This window comes from Devosia sp. (genome assembly GCF_039927955.1).
In the GTDB taxonomy this organism is placed as follows: domain Bacteria; phylum Pseudomonadota; class Alphaproteobacteria; order Rhizobiales; family Devosiaceae; genus Devosia.
Genome location: NZ_JBDSUA010000027.1, coordinates 1 through 12332 on the forward strand (window position 1 = coordinate 1; position 12332 = coordinate 12332).

The window sequence follows — 12332 nt, forward strand, 5'->3', positions numbered from 1 at the left end:
TGCTCGAGGACAATCATTTCCGCCCCGCCCGCGTCGCCGCCACCGGCCCGTTTGCGCTCCACGTGTCCATCGTCGGCAATTACATCGTGCTCGATGTGCGCAATCCCGATACCTTCCAGCCCATTGCCGCGCACTATCTGTCGCTGACCCCGTTCCGCCGCCTGATCCGCGACTATTTCCGCATCCGCGACAGCTATTACGAGGCGATCCGCTCGGCACAGCCCTATCAGATCGAAACCGTCGACATGGCCCGGCGGGGCCTGCACAACGACGCCGCCGAACTGTTGCGCACGCGCCTGGTCAACAAGCTTGAGATCGATCTCAATACCGCAAGGCGCCTGTTCACCCTGATCTGCGCCGTGCAGCCCTATGCCAGCCGCATCGACGAGAGCAAAAGCCAGCTCCCCACCGTGCTGTTCGTCTGCTCGATGAATTCGGTGCGCTCGCCCATCGCCGCGGCGCTTGCCCGTCAGCTGTTTCCCGGCCGCATCATTGCCCGCTCGGTCGGCGTCAATGGCGGCAAGGCCGACAAGTTCGTGCACGAGGTGATGGAGGAGACCGGCGTGGACATGTCCGTCCACACCCCCCACACCATGGACGAGCTGGTCGCCTCCCATTTCGACCTGGTCATTACCCTCTCCGAGGACGCCCCCGGCGCCGTTGCCCGCAAGGGACTTGAAACGGGCGCTATCGAGCATTGGCCGGTGCCCGATCCCTCGCTGGTCGAGGGCTCGCGCGGTGTGGTGCTGTCGGCCTATCGCGACCTGCGCGACAATCTGCGCCAGCGCGTGCGCGAGCGCCTCACCCCGCTGGTCGCGGGAGGTTCACAAACTCCATGAATTGGTCTAGCCAAGGGTCTTGTTATCGTCCGCTGCAGATAGAGCATTCCTGATGGCCAGCCGCCCCGATCTTATTCTGGCCTCCGCCTCGCCGCGGCGCCTGGCTCTGCTCAACCAGATCGGTATCGAGCCCGAGCACTTGGTGCCGGCCCATGTCGATGAGACGCCCGAAAAGGCCGAGCTGCCGCGCAAGCTGGCGCAGCGCCTCGCCGATCTCAAGGCGCTGACCGCCCAGCACAAGGCCCGCTCCGCCGGCTATGGCGCCAATGCCCTCGTGCTGGCCGCCGATACCGTGGTTGCTGTCGGCCGCCGCATCCTGCCCAAGGCCGAAACCATGGAAGAGGCGTCGTTCTGCCTCCGGCTGCTGTCGGGCCGCGCCCACCGCGTCTATACCGCCATGACGTTGCTCACCCCCTCGGGATCCAAGCGCCAGCGCCTGGTCGAAACCCGCATTCGCTTCAAGCGCCTCTCGACCAAGGAGATGGAGGCCTATCTCGCGTCAGCCGAATGGCGCGACAAGGCCGGCGGCTACGCCATCCAGGGCATTGCCGGGGCCTTCGTGGTCAAGCTCTCCGGCTCCTATTCCGCAGTCGTGGGGCTACCCTTGCACGAAACCGCCTCGCTGCTCGCCGGCGAAGGCTATCCGGTCCATTTCAACTGGCTCAACCAGTCCTCGGGTGTGTAGGTGACCAGCACCATGGCCAAGCCCTGTCCGATCTGCGGCAAACCGGCGATCGATAAATTCCGCCCCTTTTGCTCGGCCCGCTGCGCCGATATCGATCTCAACCGCTGGCTGACCGGCTCCTACGTTATCCCCGGCGACGTCGGCAGGGGCGATACTGACGACGACCCGTCGGGCGTGCCGTCGCATGATCCGGAAGACGATAACATCTGACGAGTTCTGCGTTGCCGACTCGGGCTGAGGAGAGAGCCCATCGTGACTTATGAGGGCTCCCCGGGGTCCCGATGCCCGTCGTCCGATGCCTCCCGCTTAAGTCCTTTTCCACAAGCCGCTTTCGCGCTTGCGCCGATAAAACCGATCTCCTATAAGGCCCAAGCGTTTCGCAGGGTCGGTCCTTCCCGCCCTCTGCCCGGGTAGCTCAGTTGGTAGAGCAGCGGATTGAAAATCCGCGTGTCACTGGTTCGATTCCGGTCCCGGGCACCATTCCACCTTTTCACAGATGAACATAAAGACGCAAAAACCTCTGTTTTGCAGGGGTTTGGAGCGGCCGGCTTCCCCATGGGCGAACATGGGTTCGAAGCCGCGCCCCCACGAGCCTTCCGCGTTAACGATAAATTCTCGAAAGGAAGATATTCTTCGTTAACCATACCAACACCAGTGGACGGGTACGCCAAAATGGCCCTCAACTTCTTCGGCGGCGCAAAGGCCGCCGCCAGCCAAACTGATCATGCCATGCTGGAAGCGATCTCAAGATCGCAGGCGATCATCGAGTTTGGCCTTGATGGGATTGTCTTGACGGCAAATCCCAATTTCCTTGCGGCACTGGGGTACGAACTTGCCGACGTGGTCGGGCAGCACCATCGGATGTTCGTCGACGCAGCCTACGCGACCAGCGCTGAATACCGAGCTTTTTGGGAGCGACTGCGCCATGGCGAGTTCGACGCTGGTGAATACAGGCGCATTGGCAAAGGTGGCAAGGAAGTCTGGATTCAGGCCTCTTACAATCCTGTCATTGACGCCAAGGGCAACCCATCCAAGGTCGTGAAAGTCGCTTCGGACATTACCGGGCAGAAGCTCGCTGCGGCTGAGGCGCAAGGTCAACTTGCCGCCATTTCGAAGTCTCAGGCGGTCATTGAGTTCAACATGGCCGGAGAGGTCCTGGCCGCTAACGCAAATTTCTGCCAGGCGCTCGGTTACAGCCTTGATGAAATTAAAGGTCGGCACCACCGCATGTTCGTGGAGACGGCCTATGCTGCCGGGAGCGAGTATCGCGATTTCTGGGAGCGCCTTGGGCGCGGTGAGTACCAAGCTGGAGAGTATCTTCGCATTGGCAAAGGCGGCAAGGAAGTCTGGATTCAGGCGTCGTACAATCCGATTTTCGACCTGAACGGCAAGCCATTCAAGGTCGTCAAATACGCCACCGACATCACTGGCCGCAAGGCGGCCGTGAACATGCTCGGCATGGGGCTGGCGAAGCTGGCAGTTGGTGATCTGACCTCAACGATCGACACCAAATTTGTGGGAGAGCTTGAAGAGGTCCGCACAGCGTTCAACGAAACTATCGCGAAGTTTTCGCACATTGTCGGGCGATTGCGGGATACTTCTGGCACCCTTAAGACCGCAACCGGCGAGATTTTGTCGGGCGCCAACGATCTTGCCGAGCGCACCACCAAGCAGGCTGCGGCGATTGAGGAAACATCGGCTGCGATGGAGCAACTGGCTTCAACAGTCACTGACAATGCCAAGCGTGCCGAGCAGGCCAATTCCAAGGCCCGTCAGGTCTCCCAGACTGCCGAAGAGACCGGCGAGGTGATGAAGAAATCCAACGATGCGATGGAGCGCATTTCGAGCTCGTCGAGTAAGATCTCCAATATTATCGGCATGATCGACGACATTGCCTTCCAGACAAACCTGCTTGCGCTCAACGCTTCGGTGGAAGCGGCTCGGGCCGGTGATGCCGGCAAGGGGTTTGCCGTGGTAGCCGTCGAAGTGCGGCGCCTGGCGCAGTCTGCAGCCAGCGCCTCGTCTGAGGTGAAAGTGCTGATCGAGCAATCGGCCACTGAGGTGACCAGCGGGAGCCGGCTGGTGGCCGATGCGACCAACAAACTTGAGGCCATGTTGGCGGGCATTCGCGAAAGTGCATCGCTGACGGACAGCATCGCGGAGGCTACACGCGAGCAGTCAAATGCGATTTCCGAGGTGTCTGTCGCCATCCGCCAGATGGACGAAATGACCCAGCATAATGCGGCGCTGGTGGAGGAAACCAACGCGGCAATTGAGCAAACCGAGAGCCAGGCCAACGAACTCGACCGGATCGTTGAAGTGTTTGTCATTGAGGGTGGGGCGAGGCCCCAGACCCGCAGCGAGCCCGCGCGCCAGCCGACCGCCAATCCGAACGGGGTCAAGGCGCAGCAGGCCAAGGTCAAGTCAGCGGCCCGGAGCTATCTCAGCAACGGCAATGCCGCCATCAAGACCGATTGGAGTGAGTTCTGATGGCCGGCGCCGCGCTCCATGACGCGTACATGGACACCACGCCGGCAATAGTCGGGGTGAACGTAACCAACCAGTTTGTCACGTTCACATGTGGCGACAGAGCCTTCGGCATCGACATTATGAAAGTCCGGGAGATTCGCAGTTGGTCGCCAATCACTGAACTTCCCAATCAACCTCACGGCGCCAAAGGCGTCCTCGATATTCGAGGGAGTATTGTTCAGGTTTTCGATCTTAATGCGATGATCGGCGGCGGTGGCGGCTTTGGTAGCTCCGAGAGCGGCCGAGTTGTGCTCGTTGTCTCGCTCAAGAACCAGGATGTTGGGCTGTTGGTTGATGCCGTTTCCGACATCATCTTTGCCCACGGTGACGATTTGCGGCCGGTACCGAACAACGGCTCCAACCGGTCTGGAGGAACCGTGTCGGGTCTGGTCAAGAGCGATGACCGGCTAATCGCCATTCTCGATCTAGGGGAGCTGTTCCCGAGCGAAGCAGGTGATGGGCAAGGCTTTTTCTGAGGCGCCAACAATACCGCTTGGTCAACAAGTTAATTTCAAAAGACTGGAGTTTTCAATTCGATCTTATCGAGATGATCTATGACGAAAATGTTCAGAACAAGATTATCGATGACGTGCTGGTGGAGAAGGAGACCTAACCGCGTCCGCAATCCCAGCGCGATCGTCGCGGATTGATTTCATACAACGTCAGCCTCACTGCTGTATTTGTCTTCGATTTGCCGCAATTGTCGCCATGAGCCGCCAACAAGGTGCGCTCCATAACAGAAGTTTCCGGGGGGAACTCATGGCAAATGCCGATATGGCAGCCAAGTCACCAAAGGGTGGCGGGCTGACTAAGGACGAACGCTTCGTCATTATTGCATCGTCGACCGGCACCATTTTTGAGTGGTACGATTTTTATCTCTACGCAACGCTGGCGCCGTTTTTTGCGGCGCTGTTCTTTCCGCCGGGCAATGAGACGGCGGCGTTGCTGTCGGCATTTGCTACGTATGCCGCAGGCTTTCTCGTGCGTCCGTTCGGCGCGCTGTTTTTCGGTCGCATCGGCGATCTGGTCGGTCGCAAGTATACCTTCCTCGTCACCGTGCTGGTCATGGGTCTGGCCACGTTCGGTGTCGGCCTGCTGCCAACCTATTCCACCATCGGCTTCGCAGCGCCCGTGCTGCTGCTGATCCTGCGCCTGTTGCAGGGTCTGGCGCTCGGCGGCGAATATGGCGGGGCGGCAACCTATGTGGCCGAACACGCCCGCCCCGGCCGTCGGGGTTATGCCACCAGCTGGATACAGACCACCGCAACGCTTGGCTTTTTCCTGTCGCTGCTGGTGATCGGCGTCAGCCGCCTGGCCATGCCCACCGCGGTGTTTGCCGATTGGGGGTGGCGCCTGCCGTTCCTGGTCTCGGCGCTGCTGCTGATCTATTCGATCTGGGTGCGGCTCAAGCTCCAAGAATCGCCGATTTTCGCCAAGATGAAAGCCGAAGGCAAAGGCTCCACCTCGCCACTGCGTGACAGCTTCCTGAAATATCCCAACAACAAGCTGGTGCTGCTGGCGTTGCTGGGCGCCACGGCAGGGCAGGGCGTGGTCTGGTACACCGGCCAGTTTTATGCGCTGTTCTTCCTCAACATCACCCAGCAGGTAGACTACATCACCACCTACCTGCTGATCGGCGGCGCGCTGCTGCTGGGCACGCCGTTTTTCGTCATTTTCGGTTCGCTCTCGGACCGCATTGGCCGGCTGTACATCATCCTGGCCGGGTGCCTGATTGCAGCGCTGAGTTACTTCACGCTGTTTGGGCTGTTGGCCCAGGCTGTCAATCCAGGTCTTTACGCCTATCAGCAAAAGGCCGAACTGCACGTCGCCGCCGACCCGGCCAATTGCCACTTCAACGTCTTCGTCTTCCCGGGCACGGTGTTTGGCGATTGCGATCGCGGCAAGGACCTGCTGACCAAGGCCGGGCTGAGCTTCATCTCCGACAGCCTGCCTGCGGGATCGCCAGCAACGCTGACCATCAATGGCACCACCACCACTGGTTTTACGGCCGCCAGTTGGAGCAAGGCCTTGCTGGATTCAGGCTATCCCAACCTCAAGGCAACCCAGTCGAGCATTCCGCTGACGCCTGAAGATGTTGCGGCGATCACCGCTGCCGACGTCAAGCCGGCAGCGGTGACGGCCGCCCTCAACAAGGCCCGCCTTGCTGCCGACCCGGCCGCCAAGAAACTGGCGACGGTGACCCAGATCGAGCCGATAGCCGCAGGGGCCACGGTGGCCAATGTGACCGAATACACCCAGAAAACCGCCGACACGTCGAAGATCAACTATGTAGCGGCCATTGCAATCCTCTGGATCATGGTGATCTTCGTGACCATGGTCTATGGCCCGATCGCCGCCTATCTGGTCGAGCTGTTCCCCACCCGCATTCGCTACACCTCCATGTCGCTGCCCTATCACATCGGCAATGGCTGGTTCGGTGGGCTGCTGCCGCTGGTGGCAACGGCCATGGTGGCGGCGGCGGGCAATATCTACTTCGGGCTCTGGTTCCCCATCGTGGTGGCACTGATGAGCGTGGTGATCGGCGGGATTTTCCTGCGTGACACCAAAGGCAAGGATATCGACGCCGACCTTTGATCCAATCCCGGGGGAGCGCCACGGCGCTTCCCCAACAGAACGCAAAGCCCTCGTTAACCGCCGCTCCAGACAGCGCACGCCAATTCACTCTCCGCTAACGACGCCCGCGCTTTGCGGTGGTTGCTTTCGAGGTGCGACGCCTTGCGCAAAGCGCTGCCAGCGCCTCTCGGGGGATGGTTCTGGGCGGCCTGTGACGCTCGCCGGATCACGCGAACCAGGTCGTTCCCGGATATTGGTGGGCCTTGGCCACCTCTTCGTTGAGCTCAAGCCCGATCCCCGGCCTGTCGCTCATGGCGATCTTGCCATTCTTGATGATTTCGCCGCCATCGGTGATCGTTGACCAGTAGTCGCGGTTGAACCAGTGAAATTCCAGGATCAGGAAGTTCGGCACGGTCGCGCAGACCTGCGCCGATGCCATGGTGCCGATCGGCGAGGACACATTGTGCGGCGCAAACGGGATCGAATACAGGTCCGCCATCTCGGCGATCTTGCGGCACTCGCTGAGCCCGCCGCATTTGGGAATGTCGGGCATGATGATATCAACCGCCTGCTGCTCGAGCAGCTTGCGGAACCCGTGGCGCAGATAAAGATTCTCGCCCGCGCAGATCGGGGTCGAGGTGCTGCGGGTAATCTCCGCCATGACGTCGATATTTTCGGGCGGCACCGGCTCTTCAAGCCACATCAGCTTGAGCGGTTCGAGGTCGCGGGCCAGGCGGATGGCGCTATGCTTGTCGAGCCTGGTGTGTAGATCGGTGGCCACATCCACCGAAGGGCCGGCGGCCTTGACCACCATTCCCGCCAGTTCCACCATGCGGTCATGCTCCCAGCGGTTGGGAGTCATGTTGAACTTGTCCTTCTCGTACCAGCCCGTCTCGCTGCCGGTATGACCATAGGCGCGGATATCGAGATCGACCTTGAGCGCGGTGAACCCGGCCTCCAGCACCTCGTCGACGACGGCCTGGACTTCGCCCATGTTCATTCCGGGCGAGACCTCGCAGTCGCAATAGACCCGGATATCATCACGGAACTTGCCGCCGAGCAGTTCATAGATCGGCACCTTCAGCGCCTTGCCCTTCAGGTCCCACAGCGCAATCTCGATGCCGGTCAGCGCCGTGATCAGGGCGCCGGCAAAGCCACCCTCGAACACGAGGCTACGGCGCAGGTCCTCGAAGATGGCGTCGATGGCGAATGGGTCGCGCCCGATCAGCTTGTGCGCCAACTCATGCTGGATGATGGCGATCGCCTGATGCCCGCCATGGACGCATTCGCCCAGGCCGGTAATCCCCGCGTCGGTCTCGATCCGGACCCACAAATGCATGCAATGGCCGCTCGTCGCCGCCGTCTTCACCGCTGTGATTTTCAATTGGTCCCCCTCAGAACCGGCACGAATTCCCGCCGCACAGTTCTTGTAGTGGACCGTTCCGAAACCGTCGATGCCAAACCGCTCCGGGCAATCCAGCTGCCGGTTGCTAAGCCCGCGTTAACCGCCGCCCCAAACATCTGTGGCCAATTCACGCTCCGCTAACGCCGCCCGCGCAAGGTAAGGGCTCTAGGCGGGGGCATAGAAATGGCTGTTACGCACACATCGGGTTGGCGGTTTTCGCACAAGGTCATGTTGCCGGTGCTGTTCGCCATCGTCATCACGGTCGGCACGGTTGCCGGGTTCGTCATCTGGTCGACCAGCCGCACCGATGAACATGCGCTGGCGCGTGAAACCGCGCTGGTCGCCAAGGCCATGACCGATCAGCTCGCCAATATGCCCCGCGTGCAGGGCGATTTCGCCGTCTGGGACGAGGCCCTCGACGCGGTGGAAAACCGGGATATCGAATGGCTCGACACCAATATGGGTGGCGATATTTTCGAGGGCTACGGCCACAACCGCAATTACATCCTCGATGCTGACCTGCACCCGGTCTATGCCATGCGCGATGGCGGCCAGGTCGCCGGCAAGGCCTTCGAAACGGTACGATCCACGATTCAACCGATGATCGACAAGCTGCGCAATCTGGATGGCACCGCCGCCATTGCCGCCTATAACAGCGGGGTCAGCAATACTCCGCCATCCGTGGTTGATTTCGCCCTCATCGAAGGTCGTCCGGCCATGCTCAGCGTCATGCCGATGCTGTCTGACAGCGGCGACGAGCAGGTGGCGCCCGGCCGCGAGCCGATCTATATTTCAGCCATGCTGCTCGACGATGCGCTGGCCGCCGAACTCACCGACCAATACCTGTTCGGCAACGCCCATTTCGCCACCACGCCCGAACTTGGTGCCAATGAGGCCGCCTATCCCATCCGCAATGCCGACGGCGATATCGTGGCGTGGTTCAAGTGGCAGCCCAATCGTCCGGGCGCCCGTATCCTGCAGGATACGCTGCCGGCGCTGTTGCTGGCCGCCGCCGTCGCTGGCGGTATCATCGCACTGCTGCTGCGCAATCTGCAGCGCGCGTCCACCCAGTTACAGTCCGAACGTGCCGAAGCCCAGCATCGCGCCTTGCACGATCCGCTGACCGGGCTGGGCAATCGCGCGCTGTTCCGCGACCGCTTGCATCAGGCCGTCGCCACCATGTCGCGCGGCGAACCGCGCCTCGCTTTGCTGGCGCTGGATCTGGACCGCTTCAAGCAGGTCAACGATTCCCTCGGTCACGAGGCGGGCGACGAACTCCTCCGCCAGGTCGCCGGTCGCATCACCAGCCTGTTGCGCCCCAGCGATACGCTGGTCCGGCTCGGTGGTGATGAATTTGCCATCATCCAGACCGGAATTACCGCCCATGCGGAAGCCACCGCTCTGTCGCAGCGCGTGATCGATGCGGTACAGGCCCCGTTCTACCTGCTTGGTCGCAGCGTGCAGATCGGCGTCAGCATTGGCATCGTCACCGCGCCCGATCTGGCCCAGACCGAAGCCGAAATGGCGGCCCGTGCCGATGATGCGCTCTACCGCGCCAAGGAAGGCGGGCGGAACCGATTCTGCATCCATCCGGCCCAACCCCAGGGCGATACCAACGCCGATCTCGAACAGCAGGTCCGCGAAGCATTTGCCCCGCGCCGAACCGATAATGCAGCAGCCTGAGTCGCCTTTGCATTGGCTGCAACCGCTTTGCTGATGGCATTTTCATAAATATTTATTGCCGCTGGCGGGCGTTTTTGCCAATTCAGTGGCGTACTGACTTGCGTTTTTCAATTTATACGCGCAATCCGGCTGAGCCGCCGGATCGCGGATGTGGAGCGTAATGGTCACCATCAAGGAAATCGCGAAGGCTGTGGGCGTGTCCAGCGCCACGGTTTCGCGCGTTCTGAATTTTGATGCGACGCTCTCTGTGACCGAGCAGAAACGCCAGGCGATCATCGAGACTGCGGAGGCGATGAACTACGCTACACCGCGCAATCGTGCCCGGGCCGCCCAGCAGTCCGCGGTCGCAAACAAGATCGCGCTGGTCCACTTCCTGCGGCCGCATCAGGAACTGGTCGACCCCTATTATGTCGGCCTGCGGCTCGGTATCGAGAGCCGTTGTCACGCGCTGCAGATGGAAGCGGTCAAAGTCTATCATACCGATAGCATGCCCGAAGCGTCGCTGCTGCAAAGTGCCTCCGGTGTTATCGCCATCGGCAGCCATTCCGCTGCTGAGTATGGCTGGCTCAAGCGACATTCCAAGCATCTGGTATTTGCCGACTACATCCCGCCCGACGACGAATTCGACTCGGTGGAAAGCGACCTGCCGCTGGCCATGCGCAAATTGCTGGGTGCCTTGACCGAGATCGGCTATCGCCGCATCGGCTTCATCGGCTGGATTGAAGGAAGCACCTACGGCGAAAAGCGCTGCCGGTCCTATATCGAGTGGATGAACCAGCACAGCCAGTTCGATCCACATCTCTGCATTACCGGGCAGGTCAGTGACGACAATGGCGATCGCAAGATGGAGCAGGCTGGCCATCGCCTGGCCAAGACACTGATGTCCCAGTCCAACCCGCCGGAAGCCTTCATTACCTGCAACGACAACATGGCGGTTGGTGCCTATCGGGCCATGGCGGAACTGGGCCTGCGCATCCCCGAAGACGTGGCAATCGCCAGCTTCAACGACATTTCCGTGGCGCAGTTTCTCAACCCACCGCTGTCCACCACCCGCCTGCCATCCGAAGAAATCGGCGAGGCCGCAGTGGATTTGCTGGTCGAGCGCATCGCCGGCCGGGAGCTGGCCAAGCGCATTACCCTGGCCACCGAGATCAAATGGCGCAGCAGCACGCGTCGTCCACAGGCCGCTCAAAAAGCCTGAGATAAATATTTACTGAAATATTGCACTCCGCAAAACTGTCCGCTAACAATGAGGGCAGAGGGATCGTGGAGGAACGATCCCCACTTGGGAGGACTATCAATGAATCACTTCGCCACCACCTGGCGTCGCGCAATCGGCGTCGCCGCCGTTGCCGGCATCAGCCTGCTCGCCGTCACCGCAGCCATGGCAACCGACGTCAAGGTCTGGGCATGGGATACCAACTTCAATGGCGCTGCGATGCGCGAAGCTGCGGCCCGCTATTCCAAGGATCACGCCGACGTCACCGTCACCATCGACGACTCGATGAGCCAGGACGACATCCGCGCCAAGCTCCAGACTCAGCTGCTTGCCGGCAATACCGAAGGCCTGCCTGATATCGTGCTGATCCAGGACGACGTTGCCCAGAAATATCTGCAGTCCTTCCCCGGCGCTTTCGTCCCACTGAGCGATAGCGGCATCGATATGTCAGCCTTCGCGCAGTACAAGGTTGCCGCTGCGACCCTGGATGGCAAGTCCTACTCGCTGCCCTTCGACTCCGGTGTGACCGGCCTGTTCTATCGTTCCGACTATCTGGCTGACGCCGGCTACAAGGCCGAAGATCTGCAGGACATCGATTGGGACAAGCTGATCGAAATCGGCAAGGCCATCAAGGCCAAGACCGGCCACAATCTGTTCGGTCTCGACCTGAACGGCAGCGGTCTCATCCGCGTCATGATGCAGTCGGCCGGCGCCTGGTATTTCAACGCTGACGGCTCGCTCAACGTCGAAGGCAATGCCCCGCTCAAGGCCGCCCTCGAAACCTATGCCAAGCTTTGGGCCGCCGACATCGTCAAGCCAGTTTCTGGCTGGACCGATTTCACTGGCGCGTTCACCTCTGGTGATACCGTTGGCACCATCGACGGCGTCTGGATGACTGCAACCGTCAAGTCCAAGCCCGATCAGGCCGGCAAGTGGGGCGTTGCTCCTATTCCGAAGCTGGCTGGCGTTGAAGGCGCGACCCACTATTCCAACGAAGGTGGCTCGAGCTGGTATGTTCTCTCGTCGGGTCCGAGCAAGGATGCCGCAGTCGACTTCCTCAAGACCACTTGGGGCGGCGATAAGGACTTCTACCAGAAGATCCTGGTTGGTCAGGGCGCGTTCAGCACCTGGCTGGCTGCAAGCGCTGGCGACGCCTACAAAAGCTCTGACGATTTCTTCGGTGGCCAGGCTGTATGGCAGAACTTCTCCGAGTGGCAGGCCAAGATTCCGAGCGTGAGCTACGGCACCTTCACTGCCGAAGTTGACTCGGCCGTGGTTGCCCAGCTTCCGGCAATCGCCAAGGGCGGCAGCGTTGACGATGCCATCAAGGCGATCGCCGAACAGGCCACCACACAGATGCAGTAACGGTCTTCGGAAGCGCGGGACTTCTGCCCCGCG

The 12332-nt window shown here is 60.8% G+C and carries 10 protein-coding genes and 1 tRNA gene; 10 read left to right on the forward strand and 1 reads right to left on the reverse strand.

The window, feature by feature from the left end; translation table 11 throughout:
- From ABIT12_RS07770 to ABIT12_RS07800, 7 genes are all read left to right on the forward strand, one after another.
- A partial coding sequence (locus tag ABIT12_RS07770) for a UPF0262 family protein (protein WP_348045359.1) occupies positions 1-839 on the forward strand: 839 nt, incomplete at its 5' end.
- A gap of 52 nt (positions 840-891) precedes the next feature.
- On the forward strand, positions 892-1524 hold the full coding sequence (locus tag ABIT12_RS07775) for a Maf-like protein (RefSeq protein ID WP_348045361.1): 633 nt from the start codon (positions 892-894) through the stop codon (positions 1522-1524).
- Between the two features lie 12 nt (positions 1525-1536).
- Positions 1537-1734 carry a DNA gyrase inhibitor YacG gene (yacG, locus tag ABIT12_RS07780; RefSeq protein ID WP_348045375.1) on the forward strand — a complete coding sequence of 66 codons (198 nt, stop codon included), beginning with the start codon at positions 1537-1539 and terminating at the stop codon, positions 1732-1734.
- Positions 1735-1928: 194 nt separating this feature from the next.
- Positions 1929-2004, forward strand: a tRNA-Phe gene (locus ABIT12_RS07785).
- A gap of 192 nt (positions 2005-2196) precedes the next feature.
- Complete coding sequence (locus ABIT12_RS07790) at positions 2197-4014, forward strand: methyl-accepting chemotaxis protein (RefSeq protein WP_348045363.1); 1818 nt, start codon at positions 2197-2199, stop codon at positions 4012-4014.
- Positions 4014-4529: a chemotaxis protein CheW gene (locus ABIT12_RS07795; RefSeq protein ID WP_348045365.1), complete on the forward strand. Its 516-nt coding sequence runs from the start codon at positions 4014-4016 to the stop codon at positions 4527-4529. Before ABIT12_RS07790 ends, ABIT12_RS07795 begins: the two co-directional genes overlap by 1 nt.
- A 283-nt stretch (positions 4530-4812) precedes the next feature.
- The gene (locus ABIT12_RS07800) at positions 4813-6648 is read left to right on the forward strand and encodes an MFS transporter (RefSeq protein ID WP_348045367.1); all 1836 of its coding nucleotides are present in this window, start codon (positions 4813-4815) and stop codon (positions 6646-6648) included.
- A gap of 205 nt (positions 6649-6853) precedes the next feature.
- On the opposite strand, the gene ABIT12_RS07805 is transcribed toward ABIT12_RS07800, so the two are convergent.
- Positions 6854-7996: a mandelate racemase/muconate lactonizing enzyme family protein gene (locus ABIT12_RS07805; RefSeq protein ID WP_348045377.1), complete on the reverse strand. Its 1143-nt coding sequence runs from the start codon at positions 7994-7996 to the stop codon at positions 6854-6856.
- Positions 7997-8215: 219 nt separating this feature from the next.
- Between ABIT12_RS07805 and ABIT12_RS07810 the strand changes: the two genes are divergently transcribed.
- From ABIT12_RS07810 to ABIT12_RS07820, 3 genes are all read left to right on the forward strand, one after another.
- The gene (locus ABIT12_RS07810) at positions 8216-9715 is read left to right on the forward strand and encodes a diguanylate cyclase domain-containing protein (RefSeq protein WP_348045369.1); all 1500 of its coding nucleotides are present in this window, start codon (positions 8216-8218) and stop codon (positions 9713-9715) included.
- Positions 9716-9875: 160 nt separating this feature from the next.
- Positions 9876-10916, forward strand: a complete 1041-nt coding sequence (locus tag ABIT12_RS07815; RefSeq protein WP_348045371.1) for a LacI family DNA-binding transcriptional regulator — start codon at positions 9876-9878, stop codon at positions 10914-10916.
- 99 nt (positions 10917-11015) lie between these two features.
- Positions 11016-12299 carry an ABC transporter substrate-binding protein gene (locus ABIT12_RS07820; RefSeq protein WP_348045373.1) on the forward strand — a complete coding sequence of 428 codons (1284 nt, stop codon included), beginning with the start codon at positions 11016-11018 and terminating at the stop codon, positions 12297-12299.
- The last annotated feature ends 33 nt before the right edge of the window (positions 12300-12332 follow it).